Annotated in this window: 17 protein-coding genes; 14 read left to right on the top strand and 3 right to left on the bottom strand. The window is 47.9% G+C overall.

Annotated elements, in window-relative coordinates:
• Positions 1 to 57: 57 nt before the first annotated feature.
• Positions 58 to 1227: a MalY/PatB family protein gene (locus tag ABR335_RS15675; RefSeq protein WP_026684596.1), complete on the bottom strand. Its 1170-nt coding sequence runs from the start codon at positions 1225 to 1227 to the stop codon at positions 58 to 60.
• Positions 1228 to 1344: 117 nt separating this feature from the next.
• Here ABR335_RS15675 and ABR335_RS15670 point away from each other — a divergent pair, with 117 nt between their 5' ends.
• The 10 genes from ABR335_RS15670 to ABR335_RS15625 all read left to right on the top strand — a co-directional run bounded on the left by ABR335_RS15670 (position 1345) and on the right by ABR335_RS15625 (position 10312).
• The gene (locus ABR335_RS15670; protein WP_026684597.1) at positions 1345 to 1992 is read left to right on the top strand and encodes a carboxymuconolactone decarboxylase family protein; all 648 of its coding nucleotides are present in this window, start codon (positions 1345 to 1347) and stop codon (positions 1990 to 1992) included.
• Between the two features lie 421 nt (positions 1993 to 2413).
• The gene (locus ABR335_RS15665) at positions 2414 to 2683 is read left to right on the top strand and encodes an ACT domain-containing protein (RefSeq protein WP_026684598.1); all 270 of its coding nucleotides are present in this window, start codon (positions 2414 to 2416) and stop codon (positions 2681 to 2683) included.
• Positions 2684 to 2698: 15 nt separating this feature from the next.
• Positions 2699 to 4054, top strand: coding sequence for a PFL family protein (locus ABR335_RS15660; protein ID WP_014096331.1), 1356 nt, complete (start codon positions 2699 to 2701; stop codon positions 4052 to 4054).
• A 154-nt stretch (positions 4055 to 4208) separates the two neighbouring features.
• Complete coding sequence (locus ABR335_RS15655; protein ID WP_026684599.1) at positions 4209 to 5243, top strand: LacI family DNA-binding transcriptional regulator; 1035 nt, start codon at positions 4209 to 4211, stop codon at positions 5241 to 5243.
• 448 nt (positions 5244 to 5691) lie between these two features.
• Positions 5692 to 6447, top strand: coding sequence for a sugar phosphate isomerase/epimerase family protein (locus tag ABR335_RS15650; RefSeq protein WP_014096329.1), 756 nt, complete (start codon positions 5692 to 5694; stop codon positions 6445 to 6447).
• Complete coding sequence (locus tag ABR335_RS15645; protein WP_061087291.1) at positions 6434 to 7393, top strand: sugar kinase; 960 nt, start codon at positions 6434 to 6436, stop codon at positions 7391 to 7393. The genes ABR335_RS15650 and ABR335_RS15645 overlap by 14 nt, the downstream gene beginning before the upstream one ends.
• 25 nt (positions 7394 to 7418) lie before the next feature.
• Entirely contained in the window at positions 7419 to 8723 is a 1305-nt protein-coding gene (locus ABR335_RS15640) for an MFS transporter (protein ID WP_061087290.1), read from the top strand.
• Positions 8720 to 9340 (top strand): 3-hexulose-6-phosphate synthase, encoded by a 621-nt coding sequence (hxlA, locus tag ABR335_RS15635; RefSeq protein WP_035189130.1) that lies wholly within the window; start codon positions 8720 to 8722, stop codon positions 9338 to 9340. Before ABR335_RS15640 ends, hxlA begins: the two co-directional genes overlap by 4 nt.
• Complete coding sequence (gene hxlB, locus ABR335_RS15630) at positions 9337 to 9888, top strand: 6-phospho-3-hexuloisomerase (protein ID WP_014096325.1); 552 nt, start codon at positions 9337 to 9339, stop codon at positions 9886 to 9888. Before hxlA ends, hxlB begins: the two co-directional genes overlap by 4 nt.
• 76 nt (positions 9889 to 9964) lie before the next feature.
• A complete protein-coding gene (locus ABR335_RS15625; RefSeq protein WP_350346375.1) occupies positions 9965 to 10312 on the top strand; it encodes a hypothetical protein in 348 nt (115 codons plus the stop codon).
• Positions 10313 to 10669: 357 nt separating this feature from the next.
• Here the strand turns inward: ABR335_RS15625 and ABR335_RS15620 are convergent, their stop codons facing one another.
• Positions 10670 to 11164: a spore coat protein gene (locus tag ABR335_RS15620; RefSeq protein ID WP_014096324.1), complete on the bottom strand. Its 495-nt coding sequence runs from the start codon at positions 11162 to 11164 to the stop codon at positions 10670 to 10672.
• Between the two features lie 149 nt (positions 11165 to 11313).
• Between ABR335_RS15620 and ABR335_RS15615 the strand changes: the two genes are divergently transcribed.
• The 4 genes from ABR335_RS15615 to ABR335_RS15600 all read left to right on the top strand — a co-directional run bounded on the left by ABR335_RS15615 (position 11314) and on the right by ABR335_RS15600 (position 15344).
• Positions 11314 to 12246, top strand: coding sequence for an aldo/keto reductase (locus ABR335_RS15615; RefSeq protein WP_308927515.1), 933 nt, complete (start codon positions 11314 to 11316; stop codon positions 12244 to 12246).
• 89 nt (positions 12247 to 12335) lie between these two features.
• Positions 12336 to 12902: a nitroreductase family protein gene (locus tag ABR335_RS15610; protein ID WP_017550896.1), complete on the top strand. Its 567-nt coding sequence runs from the start codon at positions 12336 to 12338 to the stop codon at positions 12900 to 12902.
• A gap of 229 nt (positions 12903 to 13131) precedes the next feature.
• Entirely contained in the window at positions 13132 to 14499 is a 1368-nt protein-coding gene (locus ABR335_RS15605; protein WP_014096321.1) for an amino acid permease, read from the top strand.
• 476 nt (positions 14500 to 14975) lie between these two features.
• On the top strand, positions 14976 to 15344 hold the full coding sequence (locus ABR335_RS15600; protein ID WP_041817942.1) for a hypothetical protein: 369 nt from the start codon (positions 14976 to 14978) through the stop codon (positions 15342 to 15344).
• A gap of 88 nt (positions 15345 to 15432) precedes the next feature.
• On the opposite strand, the gene ABR335_RS15595 is transcribed toward ABR335_RS15600, so the two are convergent.
• The gene (locus tag ABR335_RS15595) at positions 15433 to 16926 is read right to left on the bottom strand and encodes a peptide MFS transporter (protein ID WP_017550894.1); all 1494 of its coding nucleotides are present in this window, start codon (positions 16924 to 16926) and stop codon (positions 15433 to 15435) included.
• Positions 16927 to 17060: the final 134 nt, after the last annotated feature.

Below are 17060 nucleotides of genomic sequence, written 5' to 3'. Positions count from 1 at the left end.
ATTGCAAGCACCCAAAAACACCTAGGCCGGCCCAAACCTTTTGGGCCGGCCTTTTCCTTACGAAAAGGCCTTTTCGAGCCTGTTTAAGCCTTCCATCAAAATTTTGCGTGGGCAGGCGATATTCATGCGGATAAAGCCTTCTCCACCGGGGCCGAATTTGCTGCCGATTTCGACGCCGAGCTTTGCTTTTTTCCATAAACGGTCCTTCAATGCCTCTTCTTCCAGGCCATATGCGCGGCAGTCGAGCCACATTAAATACGTACCTTCTGTTTCCATCACCCGGATTTCCGGCAGGCGTTCCGCGATGAACCGTGCCGCTGTATCAATATTTTCCTTCAAGTAAACAAGGAGCGCATCCAGCCATTCGCTGCCGTGCCGGTATGCTGCTTCCATGCCGACAATGCCAAATGTATTCAAGGCAGATGTCCCGTTTACCGCCTGCACATCTTTGAACTTTTTGCGCAGTTCCGGGTTCGGAATGATGACGGCAGAAGCTTTGATCCCGGCTAGATTAAACGTTTTTGTCGGCGCAATGCAGGTGATGGTCATATCGCGGTACTTGTCCCCGAGCGAAGCAACCGGCACATGGGTATGCGGCGGGTATACAAGGTCGGAGTGGATTTCATCGGACAAAAACAAACAGTTATACTGCGCGCAAAGATCCGCCATTTTCATAAGCTCGTCTTTCGTCCAGACGCGCCCGCCCGGATTATGCGGATTGCAGCCTAAAAACAGCTTTGCCCCTTCTTTCAGCCGCGCTTCAACCTGCTCCCAGTCGATTTCAAACCGGTTTTCCACAAGCTTCAGCTGCGCGTTTGCGACAACGCGGCCGTTTTTTTCAACCATATGGAAAAACGGATGGTACACCGGAGACATCAGCAGTACTTTATCGCCCGGTTCGGTAAATGCCTGAATGGCTGTGCTGATCGCCGGGACAATGCCGGTACAGTACGCGATCCACGCCGGGTGGATGTCCCAGTTATGACGCTTTTTCAGCCATGCCTGAATCGCTTCTGCAGTGGAATCCGGCACAAACGCATATCCGAGAATTTCGTGTTCAACCCGCTTTTTAATCGCTTCCGCCACTTCATGCGGCGGGTTGAAATCCATATCGGCCACCCACATCGGGAGCACATCTTCTTCCCCGAAGACCTGTTTGACCTGCTCCCATTTAACAGAAGCGGTATTTTTTCTCTCAATGACTGTATCAAAATCAAACAAAACCATCACCATCCTGATATTGATCTTCTTCCCATTTTACCACACAAAAGCAGATGAATATTCATTTTCAGATGGAAGGGCTATAATGAAAAACAAGTATTCCAATTGGGAGGAGTGTCCTTTATGTCGTATTATGAAAAAGATATGCTGCAACATCTATCGAAATTAAAAGACCTTGCGCCGGAACAGGCGGCTGCTTTTGACCGCCTCAATGCCGAAGTGTTTAAAGACGGTGCCGTTTCTGCCCGGGACAAAGAAATCATCGCCGTCGCCGTGGCCCATGCGACAAAATGCCCGTATTGCCTTGACATTCATACAAAAAAAGCAAAAGCAGCCGGTGTCAGTCTTGAAGAACTTACAGAAGCGGCATTTGTGGCAGCAGCGCTGGAAGCAGGCGGCGCGGTGGCCCACAGTGTCCATATGCAGCTTGCCCTGATTGAAGATGCCAGTGATACGATTTACAAAAAATCCAATATGAAAAAACTTGCCAACATGAACCATCTTGCCAAAGACGGCTTCGCGGCCTACAATGCGTTCGGTGCTGCTGCTATGAAAGCCGGCAAATTGCCTGCGCTTGTCAAAGAACTGGCTGCTGTTGCGGTCGCCCATATTACCGAGTGCCCGTATTGCATTGATTTTCATTCCAAACAGGCGCAAAAAGCGGGCGCAACGGAAGAACAACTTGCGGAAGCCATCCTTGTTGCGGGCGCGCTTGCAGCAGGCGGCGCCTACACGCATATCGCGAATATGATTGACAGCTTTGAAAGCTGACCCGGGCGGTATAAAGAAAGAACAGCTTGAGCGCAGGATCGTTGTTGACATGCTTTAAGCAGGCGGCGCCTACACACATATTGCGAATATGATTGACAGCTACGAAAGCTGACCCGGGTGGTGGAAGAACAGCTTTTAACACATGATTTTTAGCAGGCGGCGTCTCCATTGCCGATAAAAACAGATTAGAATTGTGCACGAAAAACCGGCTTGCGGGGGCTGGCCTCGTTGCCGGTGCGCTTGTTCTCTATATGATACTGAAAGTTTGCGACAATCTGTTTACGGCGAAAAGGGAAGCAGGGGAGTTTCAATCTTGCTGCCCTATTTTTTAATGAAAAATTCCAAAAATATACATAGACAAGACCGGAAAAATTTGTGATAGTAAGGATATGAATTTTTTTACAAAACAGGAGTGGACAAAATGAGAGCAATTTTGACAGTAATCGGCAAAGATCAGGTTGGCATCATTGCCGGTGTCAGCACACAGCTGGCAGAATTAAAGATTAATATTCTCGATGTCAGCCAGACCATCATGAGCGGTTATTTCACGATGATGATGATGCTCGATTTGTCGAAAGCTGAAGCGAATTTTGATGAAATCAAACAAGCCCTTGCGAAAAAAGGCGAAGCACTGCAAGTCCAAATCAAAATTCAGCGCGAAGAAATTTTCCAATCGATGCACAGCTTGTAAAAACGGGGGACAATCATGGAAACGAAACAAATACTTGAAACCATCCGGATGATTGAAGAAGAAAAACTCGATATCCGCACCATCACAATGGGCATTTCGCTCCTCGACTGCATTGACGCGGACGGGGAAAAGGTGCGACGGAAGATTTATGATAAAATAACGCGATTGGCAGAAAACCTTGTCCGAACCGGGGAAGAGATTGAATCGGAATACGGTATCCCGATCATTAACAAACGCATCTCGGTCACGCCGATTTCCCTCATCGCCGGGGCAACGGACGAAAAAGATTACATTGCTTTTGCCAAGACCCTTGATGCGGCTGCGAAAAAAGTCGGCGTTCACTTTATTGGCGGCTTTTCGGCGCTGGTGCAAAAAGGCTGCCACAAAGGCGATAAAATATTGATAGATTCGATTCCAAGGGCACTGGCTGAAACCGAACGAGTCTGTGCCTCGGTCAATGTTGGCTCGACACGTTCCGGCATTAACATGAACGCGGTCCGTGATATGGGTGTCATCATCAAAAAGACGGCCGAGCTGACTGCCGATACGCAAGGGCTCGGCTGTGCAAAACTCGTTGTGTTCGCGAATGCGGTGGAAGACAATCCGTTTATGGCTGGCGCGTTCCACGGGGTTGGTGAAGCGGATGTCGTCATCAACGTCGGCGTCAGCGGCCCGGGTGTGGTAAAACGCGCCCTTGAAAAAGTGAAAGGCGAACCGTTTGATGTCGTTGCGGAAACGGTCAAGAAAACCGCATTTAAAATTACGCGGATGGGCCAGCTTGTCGGCATGGAAGCATCCAAACGGCTCGGTGTTCCGTTCGGGATTGTCGACTTGTCGCTTGCCCCGACACCGGCTGTTGGCGACTCTGTAGCCCATATTTTGGAAGAAATGGGCCTTGCGTCTGTCGGTACGCACGGAACAACGGCGGCGCTCGCTTTGCTGAATGATGCCGTGAAAAAAGGCGGTGTTATGGCATGCGGCCATGTTGGCGGCTTAAGCGGCGCATTCATCCCGGTTTCTGAAGACGCCGGCATGATTGATGCGGTCAACCGCGGGTCCTTGAATCTCGAAAAACTGGAGGCGATGACCGCGATCTGCTCCGTCGGCCTTGACATGATTGCAATTCCGGGCGATGTTCCGGCAGAAACGATTTCAGCAATGATCGCGGACGAAGCTGCAATTGGCGTCATTAACAATAAAACGACAGCGGTCCGCATCATTCCGGCACCGGGCACAAAGGTTGGCGATACGATCGAATTTGGCGGCCTGCTCGGACATGCGCCGGTGATGGGCGTCCATTCCTTTTCATCAGCGGACTTCATTGCCCGCGGCGGCAGAATCCCGGCCCCGATTCACTCATTTAAAAACTGAGCTCTTGAAAAAGAGCTCTTTTTCATATGCGGCGGCACAAAACCGAGGGGAGTCGGAAAAAATTTTCGTTCATTTTTGATTGACAGCTCCTCTCACTTTGTTATAATGAAATCAAATGGTACCGGTTTCATTTTAAAGATGGATGGTAAACAACATGAGGGGAAAAGAAGCGAAAGTCACGATTTACGATGTGGCAAAAAAAGCTGGCGTGTCGAAATCAACCGTTTCGAGATATTTAGGCGGCCGGTTTCATGAATTGTCACCGAAAACCCAGCAAAAAATCAAACAGGTGATCGATGAACTCCAATACCGCCCGAATAATTTGGCGAGAGGGCTGAAAAGCAGCCGCAGCTACTTGATTGGCGCGCTGGTTGCGGATATTACCAACCCGTATACAACGGCAATTTTAAGGGGGGCTGAGGATGTCTGCAAGCAGCATGGCTACAGTTTGCTGATTTGCAACTCTGATAACCGTCCGGCGAAAGAACGCGAGTATATCTCCATGCTGCAGTCCCACAAGATTGATGGGCTGCTGATTCAAACAACAGGAGGAAACAGCGACTTTTTGGAAACCTTGTCGGAAAACGGCAAAACCCCGATTGTCCTGGTTGACCGTAAAATTCCTGAGCTGCCGTTTGATACCGTTGAAATTGATAACCGCGGGGCCGTGATGCAGGCCGTGTCCTATCTGATAAAGAAAAATTATAAAAGAATCGGCTATTTTACAGAGCCGGTTGCACATTTCAGCCCGCGGCACGAACGGTATACAGGATTTCAGGAGGCTTTACGGCTGGTTAGCCCCAGTCACCCGAGCCTGGAAGACTTGTTTGAAGTGGATCTCAGGGACGAAAGCCAATTGGAGAAAAAGCTCAATACGTTTTTGTCCCGCACCAGCAAAGAACCAAGAGCCATCATTGCCGGAAACAGTGTCATCGCGTTAAAAATCATTATCAAACTGAAAGAGCAGGGCTATAAAATTCCTGACGATACCGGTTTTCTGAGCTTTGACAATCCGGAGTGGGCAGCCGCCGTATTTTCAGGCATTACCACCATTGAACAGCCGACTTATCAAATTGGCAAAACGGTAATGGAACTCATTTTAAAACGGCTGGCGGACAACGAATCGCCGGTTCAGACGATCTCTTACCAGACGCGTTTGATTGAAAGGGAATCTGCCCCGGGGAGATAACTTCCCCCCTAAGGAAAAATGAGATCGGTTTCACCGAAAGAGGCGACGATACAGGCTGAAATCCTGCGTCAAAGGATCAGCTCGCAGGATTGAAAAGATGTCAACATGGGATTGGTCAAGACAAAAGTGGCAGCTTTCCCCTTTAATGGTACCGGTCCCATCTAAAAAGAAAAAGAGCTTCTGGAAGCATCCAAAACAGGAAAAACGATAGATAGAGTAAACGGGAAAAACCAAAAAAAATCCCAACATCGTACTGCTCATGGAAATTTTGCAAACTATATAAGTTGTACTTAAGTTCCCAAGCACCAATTTGCACGATGACTATTTTTTACAGCAGGCAACAGAGCTGCGATATTTTATTCAATTTATAAAATACAGATCCGGCATTGAAAAATGGTATCGGTCCCAAGAAATTCGGTTCCAACACACAAGAAAAGAGGAAACACCAATGGCCCATTTATTTGTCACCATGAATGCATTTCAGGATACTGCCATTTTATCTTACCCGGTGTTATTCGCCGCCATACGCAAGGCCGGATGTGACGGGGTGGAAATCCGGCGGGAGCTGCTTGAAGACCCGTCTTCTCTTTTACCCGCGGTGAAAGGCATGCTCGATAAGGCGGGGCTGATCCCTTACTATTCCTGCCCGGTTTCTTTATTTGGGGAGGATCATCAAGTTATCGATGTGGCGCCTTATAGGCAGGAGGCTGTGGAGCTCGGGGCAAAACTCATCAAATTTTCATTGGGCAACTACCGGGAGGGTCTATCTGATGTGGATACGCTTGCCAAAGCTGCCGCCTGCTTTTCGAATGCCGGCATCCTGGTGACCATCGAGAATGATCAAACGGACCTCGGGGGAAAAACAGAGCGGCTCGCGCCATTTTTTGCAGCATGCCGCAGCAAGGCCATTCCGATCCGTTTTACCTGTGATATCGGCAACTGGGCTTACACAGGGGAAGATGCTGAAGAGGCCGCTGCCGCTTTAAAAAACGAGGTAGTATACATTCACGTGAAAGAAGTGGTGGAAACGGCATCCGGTTATGCAACGATCCCAATTGGCCAAAACGGCAGGCAAAAATGGAAACGGTTGCTGCATCTGTTGCCAAAAGAAGCCGCGATTGCGTTAGAATTTCCGATTACAAGTGATTTGAAAGATTACATCGAACTGCTGAAAGAAGAGGTGTTCGTAAATGAAAGTGTATGATGTGCTGACATTCGGAGAAGCGATGGGCATGTTTATTGCGGAAGAACCCGGACAGCTCGCCTCGGTCCGGCATTTTACAAAAGAACTGGCAGGGGCGGAAACAAATGTGGCAATCGGACTTTCTCGCCTCGGGTACCGGGTACTGTGGCTGAGCAAAGTCGGAACAGACCCGCTTGGCGATTATATCATCCAGGAACTGCAGCGTGAAAAAGTGGATACTTCCTTGATTAAAAGAGACGAAGAAAACTTGACGGGATTTCAATTGAAAGAAAAAGTATCGGAAGGCGATCCGGGTGTTTATTACTACCGTAAAAACTCCGCCGCAAGCCTGATGGGGATCAAAGATTTCCCTGAACTCAGAGAAATGCATGCAAAACATTATCACTTAACGGGGATCCCGCTCGCACTCTCCCCGTGCGTACGGGAACTGAGCGAAGCTTTCATACAAAAAGCCAAAAAAGAAGGCAGTATCGTTTCGTTTGATCCGAATTTGCGCCCTTCCATGTGGAAAGACGAAAAAACGATGGCGGAAACGATTCAAAGATACGCCTGCCAGGCCGACATTGTTTTTCCCGGTATCAAAGAAGGGAAAATTTTGACCGGCTATCAAGCACCTGAAGATATCGCGAACGATTATCTCGAACGCGGTGCCAAAATGGTGTTTGTCAAACTCGGGGCAAAAGGCGCCTATGTGGCAACGGAAAAGAAAGCGCATACCGTTCCAGGCTTCCCGGTTACCAAAGTGGTGGATACGGTTGGTGCTGGAGACGGATTTGCAGCCGGTGTATTAAGCGGCCTGTTCGACGGTTTAACTCCATTTGAAGCAGCGGAAAGAGGGAATGCAATCGGCGCTTTACAAACCATGTCTTCCGGGGATAAAAACGGGCTTCCGACCCGGGAAGAACTGTTGGCATTTATGAACGGGCATTCGGTGAAAAACGGTTAAACCCACAACAAAGGAGTGTTTTGGAATGGAAAAGTCGTTGAGAAATGTCGCAAGCAAGAAGAGATTTTTGCATCTGGTTCCAATCGCTTTCATTACCTACAGCCTTGCCTATTTCGACCGGGCGAATTACAGCTTTGGTGCAGCGGGCGGAATGGCGCACGATTTAAATATAACAACAGGTGTTGCCTCCTTTTTATCGGCATTATTTTTTCTTGGTTATTTCTTCTTTCAAATTCCGGGCGCGGCGTATGCAGAAAAAAGAAGTGCCAAGAAGCTCGTATTTGTCAGCCTGATTCTCTGGGGCCTGCTTGCTTCTGCAACCGGTCTGGTCCATAATGTCGCATGGCTGTATCCGATCCGGTTTTTCCTCGGTGTCGTAGAATCTGCCGTTATGCCGGCAATGCTCGTCTTTTTGAGCAACTGGTTTTTAAAAGAAGAGCGTTCCCGTGCCAACACCTTCTTAATTTTGGGCAATCCTGTCACCGTTTTATGGATGTCCATTGTTTCCGGTTATTTGTTAAAGGTGTTTGACTGGAGGGGAATGTTTATTGTGGAAGGGATTCCGGCCATCGTTTGGGCATTTTTCTGGTGGAAGCTGGTTGAAAATAAGCCGGAAGAAGCAAAGTGGCTGACGGATGAGGAAAAGGAAAACATCGCATCTGAAATGAAAGAAGAACAAAAAGGAATGATCAAAGTAGCGGGGTATAAAGAAATGTTCCGCAATAAAACGGTGCTCATTCTCGCGGTTCAGTATTTTGCATGGAGCATCGGCGTCTACGGATTTGTCATGTGGCTGCCGTCCATGATAAAAGCGGCCTCCCATATGGATATTGTGGCAACGGGCTGGCTGTCTGCCGCTCCATACTTACTGGCGACAATCGGGATGATCGCTGTTTCCTATTTTTCCGATAAAACGCTAAATCGCAAAACATTTGTCTGGGTATCGCTATTGATCGGCACCATTGCCTTCTACGGTTCTTATTTGATCGGTTCATCAAATTTCTGGTTCTCTTACGCGCTGCTTGTCATTGCGGGAGGCGCCATGTATGCACCATACGGGCCGTTTTTCGCAATCATGCCGGAAATTTTGCCGAAAAATGTATCAGGAAGTGCCAATGCGTTTATCAACAGCATGGGTGCTTTAGGCTCTTTTGTTGGCGCATACATTGTCGGATTTTTAAATGGGGCGACGGGCAGCACGCAGGCATCCTTTATCTTTATGGCGGTTTCGCTCCTTGTCTCGGTTTTGTTAACCTTGATGGTCCGAACAAAAAAACAGGCGTCTCTTAAGACACCGGAAAATCTTAAAGCAAAGGCGGTTTTAAAATGAAGATTCAACTGGCATTAGACCGTTTCACCATCCAGGAAGCAATCGAAATTGCAGCAAAAGCGGAAAAAGCGATAGAATGGATTGAAGTCGGCACATCGTTAATTAAAGAATTCGGCGTCAAAAGCATTTATGACATAAAAAACCGGTTTCCGGACAAAACGGTGGTAGCCGATATCAAGACGTTCGACAATGCGAAGTACGAATTTGAACTTTGTTTTCGGGCGGGAGCCGACATTGCGACTGTGATGGGGGCAGCCCCTCCTGTCACACTCCGTACGTGTTTGGATACGGCCGGGCAGTTTGATAGGCAAGTGATGGTCGACCTTTTGAATACAGAGGCGCATCAACAGAAGGAGATTGCCCGTTTGGAAAACATCATCGTCTGCCAGCATATCAGCAAGGACCAGCAGGAAGAAGGCGGAGGCGGAACGTGGGGGCGCCGCGCAGCATCACGCAACCAGCAGCTTGCAGTAGCCGGGGGCATTTCACTGGAAAATTTGGCTGCCGTCCGCGCCCTTCAGCCGGATGTGCTCATTATTGGTTCAGCAATCAGCAAGGCAAGTGATCCTTTGCTTGCGGCACAAAAGATAAAAGAAGCTTGGGAGGCATTGAAATGAATCGGGAAATAGAAGTCATTTTAAATGAAATTCAAACGGTGTTTTCAAAAATAGACGGGGAACAAGTGGAAAAGCTGGCGGATATGCTTGCTTCTCCGAAAAGCATTTTTGTATTGGGCGAGGGGCGTTCGGGGCTGATGGCCAAGTCTTTTGCGATGCGGCTCATGCATCTTGGTTTCCATGTGTTTGTCGTCGGCGAGACGATCACTCCTTCGATTCAGCCGGGAGATTTATTGATTGCAGTTTCTGGTTCCGGCACGACTTCCAATGTGGTGCAAGCGGCGGAAAAATCGAAAAAGAATGGTGTATCCGTTGTGGGTGTGACTTCTGATCCGTCTTCGAGACTTGCGCAAACTTCGGATAGCGTGGTTCATATTCCGTCCGCCACGAAATACCGGAGGCCGGGAGAAATTGAAAGCAGACAGCCGCTCAGCTCATTGTTCGACCAGTCTGTTCATCTGTTTTTTGACGCGGTTTGCCTGAAAATTGCCGAACAGCAGAAATCGGGGAATGAAGCAGCGTTGAACCGGCACAGCAATCTGGAATAAGGCGTTGGCAAAAATCAATGAGCCAGAGCAAGCCGGTAGATTTGGCCATTCGGCTTCTGAATAAGACAAAATGGTAATGAAACACAGAAAAAAACAGCGGGTATGGCTTGTCTCATCCCATTGGATATGGGGCCGGATCCGGTTCATTCCGGTTGCGGACTGCTCGCTGTACTATTTAAAGGATATACCGCGGATGAACAATCGATCCGCGGTTTTCCATTCTTTTATCCGGAACATTACGCCGGCTGATTTTCATCCTTCTGCGGGCGCTATTTATTTTGCCGCCGGGCGATTACACTGGAAATATGGGCCGTTCCACCGCTGGTACGCATTCATTTTGGCATGGGCGCCTATCTCGGTGGGTGACTTGCTGGCACTGCATTCAATGGGTATGGCTTTCTCCCTGAAAATAGGCACTGGCTGATTTCTGTTCCTGCGCTGGTGCTGCATTCATTGCGGCATGGAGCCTATCTTGTTGGATGACTTTCATTCTACGGCTGGTGTCATATTCAAGCATGGCTGTCTATCCCGAAAATTTGCGACGGAATTTTCATTCTTCCGCTGGTACCAAATTCTTTGCGGCATTGGCGTCTGCCCTGAAAATAGGCACTGGCTGATTTCTGTTCCTGCGCTGGTGCCAAATTCTTTGCGGCATTGGCGTCTACCCTGAAAATAGGTACCGGCTGATTTCTGTCTGCCGCTCTGGTGCTGCATTTATTGCAGCATGTGCGCCGGGTCACTCGCTAGTGCCGCATTTAATGTAGCACGGGGGCCGGATTCTTCACTCTTCTTCCCGCATTTGCAGCGCCCGGTTGGCGTTCCGGACATCGTTGTTCAGCAATTGGCTTAAGTTGTAGGCCTGGTACATACCATGTTCATGCATATAGTTGAATACGCGCGCATGCCAGTCGATCGCGCTGTTCAAATGGCGGACAAGCACGGTGCGCAATGCCGGCGTGGCTGTTTCTGTAATGGCAGTCGCATAATTTCGTACAGCCGTTTTGGAAGCGGTCAGCAGTTCACCGGCCTGAAAACCGGGATTGGTTTGCCGCTCCTCGTTTTCTTCTATTTCCTCTTCCCGCGGCGCCTGCGGATAAAACTGCAGAAGGTCGCGAATATTTTTTTCAAGTGCCCGGATCGAAAACGTATACAGTTCCCGGAGCCCTGCATCGGACACATTTCTTACGACTGATTTAAACCGGATCAAACAAATCGTCTGGGATGCAACCAGCTCATGAATTTCCAATGTTTCATGCCAAGCTAACGTTCTTGCCACAATAACCCCTCCTTTTTCTCTCACACGTTCCCATTTGTATGCAAACAGCTCGCACATGTGCCTGTTTGACCGGAAACCGAAATATTTTTACATTTCTTTTTGATTTGCTATGATAAGGATTGAAATCTGAAGAGAAAGGCGGAGGTAAGATGGAAAAACAAAGAAGACTCGGCAAATCGGATTTGTATGTCAACCCGGTCGGCCTCGGCACAAACGCGGTCGGCGGACATAATATTCACCCGAATCTCAACGATGAAACCGGAAAAGAAGTTGTGCGCACGGCAATTGATCACGGCATCAATTTTCTTGATACTGCGTTTATTTACGGGCCGGAACGTTCGGAAGAGCTGATCGGCGAGGTGCTAAAAGAACACGGCGGCCGTGACAAGGTCGTGCTCGCCACAAAAGGTGCACATAAATTTGTCGATGGAAAAGTGGTGTTTGACAACTCTCCTGCATTTTTAAAAGAAGCGGTCGAAAGCAGCCTGAAACGCCTGCAAACCGATTATATTGATTTGTTTTATATCCATTTCCCGGATGACCATACCCCGAAAGACGAAGCGGTCGGCGCCTTGAAAGAACTGAAAGATGAAGGGAAAATCCGTGCAATTGGTGTTTCCAATTTTTCCATTGAACAATTGAAAGAGGCAAACAAAGACGGGTATGTCGATGTGCTGCAGTCGGAGTACAATTTATTCAAACGCGAGGCTGAAAAAGACTTGCTTCCGTACACAGCGGAAAACGGTATTTCGTTTATCCCGTATTTTCCGCTCGCATCCGGGCTGCTCGCCGGCAAATATACAAAAGATACCAAATTTGAAGGCGGCCGTGCGAAAAATCCGCTTTACCAAGGGGAAACCTATCTCCGCAATTTGGAAAAGGTTGAAAAACTCCGCCCGATTGCGAAAGAAAAAGGCGTGGATGTCGCGCATGTTGTCCTTGCTTGGTATCTCGCCCAGCCTTCCATTGATGCTGTTATTCCGGGTGCCAAACGGCCGGAGCAGGTGATTGACAATCTGAAAACATTGGAAGTCAGCTTGACGGAAGCGGATGTGCAAAAGATCAGCGCCATTTTTCAATAATGTATTTCCACGGTGGAAAAATGTTTTTTGTTGATTGACGCATTTTCCTGTCTTATACTTAAATTAGTATGGCTAAAGGAGTTGGGAAAATGGGTGTCATGGATCTGATCAAATCGCGCCGTTCCATCGGCGTGACAGACGATAAAGAGGTACCAGATGATGTGATTGGAACATTGCTTGAAGCTGCCACATGGGCACCGAACCATAAGAAAACAGAACCGTGGAAATTCCGCGTGTTTAAAGGAGAAGGGCGTGTCAAACTCGGGGAGGAAATGGCTCGGATTGCAGCCCAGAAAGCGGAAGGCCTGAGTGAAGAAGAAGCGGCGAAAAAGATTGAAAAAGCGCGCAAAGGGCCACTGCGGGCGCCGGTGGTTATTGCGGTTGCCGTCAGCCCTTCCGGCATTGTTCCGGAAATTGAGGAAATCGTTGCGACCGGTTGTGCGATTCAAAACCTGCTGCTTACGGCAACCGAGCTCGGTTTGGCTACAATCGTGAGGACCGGTGACATCGCGCATGAACCCGAATTGAAAAACTATCTTAATCTCGAACCGGCAGATAAAATTGCCGGGCTCATCTATGTCGGCTATCCGAAAAGAGAATTGGACATCAAAGCGCAACGGACACCAGCAGAAGAAAAAACGCAATGGTTTGCTTAAACCCAGGCTTGCCGGCTCTTTTCATGGGCCGGTTCGCTTCTGCATGCTAAATTTTCTCAAAAATGAGAAGTTTTAATCCGTCCTTTTGAAAGCGAAAACAAAAAAGAGGTCCCATAACACCCGTACACAACCGTGGGAGGATCTTGCACATACGGTTTGCTTTTTACCCGCAACAAATAAGAATATTGTGATATAATCAAATTTATACATAGATAAGGAGTTGATCGGTATGGATCAAAGCCCGAATGGACAAGAGCTGAGTCGCGGGCTGAAAAACCGCCATATTCAATTGATTGCGATCGGGGGCGCAATTGGAACGGGGCTTTTCCTTGGTTCCGGCAAATCGATTCACTTTGCCGGCCCGTCTATTATGCTCGTATACTTCGTAATCGGCTTAGCCCTTTTCTTTATGATGCGGGCACTCGGCGAACTGCTGATGTACAAGCCGATTACCGGGTCGTTTACCCATTTTGCTGAAACATTTATCGGACCGTGGGCAGGCTTTATTACCGGCTGGACCTATTGGTTTTGCTGGATTGTAACCGGTATTGCCGAAATTACCGCAGTCGGTATGTATGTTCAATTTTGGGTACCCGATCTGCCACAGTGGATTCCTGCTTTGATTTGCGTCGCTGTTTTGTTTCTCATCAATATTGCGACAGTCAAAGCATTCGGGGAAATGGAATTTTGGTTTGCTATTATTAAAGTTGTCACCATTATTGCCCTGATTGTTATCGGCATTCTCCTCGTGTTCGCTGGTTTTCAAAGCAATGGGGGGCACGCCTCTTTTACAAACCTGTGGCAGCACGGCGGCTTTTTCCCGAATGGCTCAAAAGGGTTTTTGCTAGCGTTTGAAATGGCCGTCTTTTCATTTGTCGGGATTGAACTGGTCGGCGTAACAGCCGGGGAAGCAGAGGATCCATCAAAGACGCTGCCAAAAGCGATCAACCAGATTCCGCTGCGGATTTTACTGTTTTATGTCGGCGCTTTGTTTGTCATCATGTCGATTTATCCTTGGAACCGGCTGAATCCGGATGCGAGCCCGTTTGTCCGGGTATTTGCTGATATCGGTCTGCCGGCTGCAGCAGGTATCATCAATTTTGTGGTGCTCACTTCGGCGGCTTCCTCGTGCAACAGCGGCATTTTCAGTACAAGCCGTATGCTGTATTCTCTTGCAGAAGATGGAAAAGCACCGAAAATATTTAAAAAGTTAAACAAGCGGAATGTCCCGGCACCTGCTTTGCTTGGTTCAACGATCATGCTGTTAATCGGCGTTATGCTGAATTATTTTATGAAGAGCACGCAAGTCTTTACGCTTGTCACAAGCATTTCATCCATCTGTTTTGTCTGGGTGTGGGGCGTCATTATGGTTGCCCACTTGCGTTTCCGGAAAAATATGCCGGAAGAAGCGGCCAAAATCTCTTTTAAATTGCCGTTTGCCCCGGTCATCAACTGGATTGTACTCTTGTTCTTTGTTTTTGTCCTCGTGGTTCTGGGGATAGCAAAAGATACGCGTGTTGCCTTATTTGTGACACCGGTATGGTTCATCCTGCTTGTCATCGCTTACGGCCTGACACGAAAGAAGAAAAGCATTTAACAAAAACCCGTTTGGAAAGAGGATTTCCAAACGGGTTTTTCTCTTTTATATAGGGTCAACAACCTGTGTCTTAAAATATAAAAGACTTCATCTTTGAAAATACGATTTTGTCTTCTCTATACCTTGAATCAGCTTTCAAGTGCAAGCTTTTCTCTGGACTTTCTAAAAAAACCATTTAAATTTTTGCCAAAACTGTCAGCATCCTTGCCAAATCTAAGAATTTTGCGTGTTCAGCAAGCCCTACGTTAAGGAAGCGTGGAAAAATGAAGGCCTTTCTTAACCTAGAGGGCGTCTACGTTAAGGAAGCGTGAAAAAAAGAGGCTCTTCCTTAACCTAGAGGGCGTTTATGTTAAGAAAGCGTGCAAAAATGAAGGCTTTTCTTTACATAGGGCCCATCTACGTTAAGGGAAGATGACTATGATGCAGCCGAGGAACTTGTATCCCAGCAAGATGATCTTAAAACGCAACTCGATACTTTGAACAAACAGGTCGATGTTGCACAAGCTGACTTGAAAAATGCAAAATCAGAATTAAAATCCACTCAAAGCAAAGTGGATGCCAAGAAAAAGGACCTTGCTTCATTGACAGGACAGGTGCAGAAAGCGAAAAGTGCACCAAAGACGTTGGCAGCCGGCAGATATGAAGTTGGCAAAGACATCCCGGAAGGAAGGTATAAAGCCACGCCGGTTGGTGAAGGATCGAACTTCGTCACTTTTGACGGAGAAGGTGTACCAGATGTGAATACGATTCTTGGCGTAAATGGCGAAGCTTCCTATACGTTTATGGTGTATGACGGCTACACCGTCCAGACAGAAGCAACGGTTAAGCTTACCCCAATCGATTAGCATCCACTCCAATTGTTACACGGCACATACCAGCAAATCCATTAAAAAAACCGGGGACCAATGCCCCGGTTTTTCATCACTTCATCTATTATTTTATCCCTCTCATTAGCCGTTTGATAACCGGTGCGTAGAGGAGCAGGAATATGCCCAAAATGACCGAAACAAGGCCGACGCCGCCGAAGTAGATCACTTCATGGTTGGCGCTGTACAGTTTGACAAGCTGGGCGTTCAACGTTTGGGCCGCAGCATCAGACAAGTTCCAGAGGCTGAGCATTTGCGCCGAGAATGCGGCTGGCGCCAGCTTTGTCGATACACTCAAACCAACCGGTGACAAGCAAAGTTCCCCGATCACGACAAGGAAGTAGCTCAATACAAGCCAGAGCGGGCTCACGAGCGACGAAGAGCCGTTAAAGTAAGCCGGGGCCATCATGACCATATAGGACAAACCAGCAAGGATAAGCCCAAACGAAAATTTAACCGGTGTAGACGGCTGCCTGTCTCCCAGCTTCACCCAAAGCGAAGCCAAAACCGGCGCAAAGACGACGATAAACAGCGGATTCAATGTCTGAAACCAGGACGGTAAAATATGAATGCCGGCAAAATTCAGCTGTGTCCGCTTGTCCGCATAGACGGCGAGCAAACTCGCGCCTTGTTCTTCAATCGCCCAGAAGACGATGGAAGCAATAAATAAAGGAATATAAGCCAAAATGCGTGAGCGTTCGTCTTTCGATGTTTTTTTGCTAAAGTACATCATAAAGAAGTACCAGGCAGGAATCAAAAATCCTAAAATGCTGACGATGGTAATAAAGCTGTTCAGATTTAAAATCCGTGTCGGAATGGTAATCGCCAGCAAAATAATCAGGACGACAGCTCCTACGCCGATTTTGGTGAAAGTCGATCTTCTTTCTTCCGGCTTCAACGGGTTGTGCACAACAGAGCCGGCAAGCCCAAGATTTTTCTTCCTGGACATGGTGAATGCGATCAAACCGAAAAACATTCCGATCGCTGCAATACTGAAGCCGAGATGGTAATTGTACCCCTGACCGATTGTTCCGACAATGAGCGGCGCAATGAAGGCCCCGAGGTTAACCGCCATGTAGTAAATGCTGAAACCGGAATCGCGCCGTAAGTCTTTTTCATCATACAATTCCCCGACGGTTGAAGCGGCATTTGGTTTTAACAAGCCTGTCCCAAGCACAATCAGCACCATGGAAACGATCAGCGCCGGGAACCCTCCCGGAAAGGACAACGCAATATGCCCGAGCATAATCAGCACTCCGCCGTAAAAAACGGTTTTGGCGGAACCGAGCAGACGGTCTGAAATCCAGCCGCCGATAATCCCCGACATATAAACAAGCGCGCCGTAAATCGAAGCAATCGATGCGGCTGTTGTCGGGTCCAATCCCAACCCGCCGTTTGACAGGCGGTCATACATGTAGTAAATCAGAATCCCTTTCATCCCGTAGTAAGAGAATCTCTCCCAAAACTCTAGGAAAAATAAAGTCGACAACCCTTTTGGATGACCAAAAAATCCGGTCTGTGGAACAGTTTCCAGAACTTTTTTCTTGTCGATTGTTGACATGCCATTGCCTCCTTGTAAAAATCACATATTGGCATAATTTGTGAAATTAACTGAAAAATAAGTGCTGGTTTTTTCGGGGAATGAATGCGATAGATAAAATATTAACGTAAAATGAGAAAAAAATAAAGATTAAT

Origin of the sequence: Heyndrickxia faecalis, from assembly GCF_040267745.1 — a bacterium.
In the GTDB taxonomy this organism is placed as follows: domain Bacteria; phylum Bacillota; class Bacilli; order Bacillales; family Bacillaceae_C; genus Weizmannia; species Weizmannia faecalis.
This window is presented reverse-complemented; position numbering and strand designations above follow the sequence as displayed.

Excerpts from the sequence above, each read along its gene's own strand:
- ABR335_RS15625 (WP_350346375.1), top strand. The coding sequence starts at position 9,965 with ATGAAACACAGAAAAAAACAGCGGGTATGGCTTGTCTCATCCCATTGG.
- ABR335_RS15650 (WP_014096329.1), top strand. The coding sequence starts at position 5,692 with ATGGCCCATTTATTTGTCACCATGAATGCATTTCAGGATACTGCCATT.
- ABR335_RS15665 (WP_026684598.1), top strand. The coding sequence starts at position 2,414 with ATGAGAGCAATTTTGACAGTAATCGGCAAAGATCAGGTTGGCATCATT.
- ABR335_RS15595 (WP_017550894.1), bottom strand. The coding sequence starts at position 16,926 with ATGTCAACAATCGACAAGAAAAAAGTTCTGGAAACTGTTCCACAGACC.
- ABR335_RS15655 (WP_026684599.1), top strand. The coding sequence starts at position 4,209 with ATGAGGGGAAAAGAAGCGAAAGTCACGATTTACGATGTGGCAAAAAAA.
- ABR335_RS15605 (WP_014096321.1), top strand. The coding sequence starts at position 13,132 with ATGGATCAAAGCCCGAATGGACAAGAGCTGAGTCGCGGGCTGAAAAAC.
- ABR335_RS15640 (WP_061087290.1), top strand. The coding sequence starts at position 7,419 with ATGGAAAAGTCGTTGAGAAATGTCGCAAGCAAGAAGAGATTTTTGCAT.
- ABR335_RS15615 (WP_308927515.1), top strand. The coding sequence starts at position 11,314 with ATGGAAAAACAAAGAAGACTCGGCAAATCGGATTTGTATGTCAACCCG.
- hxlB (WP_014096325.1), top strand. The coding sequence starts at position 9,337 with ATGAATCGGGAAATAGAAGTCATTTTAAATGAAATTCAAACGGTGTTT.
- ABR335_RS15610 (WP_017550896.1), top strand. The coding sequence starts at position 12,336 with ATGGGTGTCATGGATCTGATCAAATCGCGCCGTTCCATCGGCGTGACA.
- ABR335_RS15645 (WP_061087291.1), top strand. The coding sequence starts at position 6,434 with ATGAAAGTGTATGATGTGCTGACATTCGGAGAAGCGATGGGCATGTTT.
- ABR335_RS15660 (WP_014096331.1), top strand. The coding sequence starts at position 2,699 with ATGGAAACGAAACAAATACTTGAAACCATCCGGATGATTGAAGAAGAA.
- ABR335_RS15670 (WP_026684597.1), top strand. The coding sequence starts at position 1,345 with ATGTCGTATTATGAAAAAGATATGCTGCAACATCTATCGAAATTAAAA.
- hxlA (WP_035189130.1), top strand. The coding sequence starts at position 8,720 with ATGAAGATTCAACTGGCATTAGACCGTTTCACCATCCAGGAAGCAATC.
- ABR335_RS15675 (WP_026684596.1), bottom strand. The coding sequence starts at position 1,227 with ATGGTTTTGTTTGATTTTGATACAGTCATTGAGAGAAAAAATACCGCT.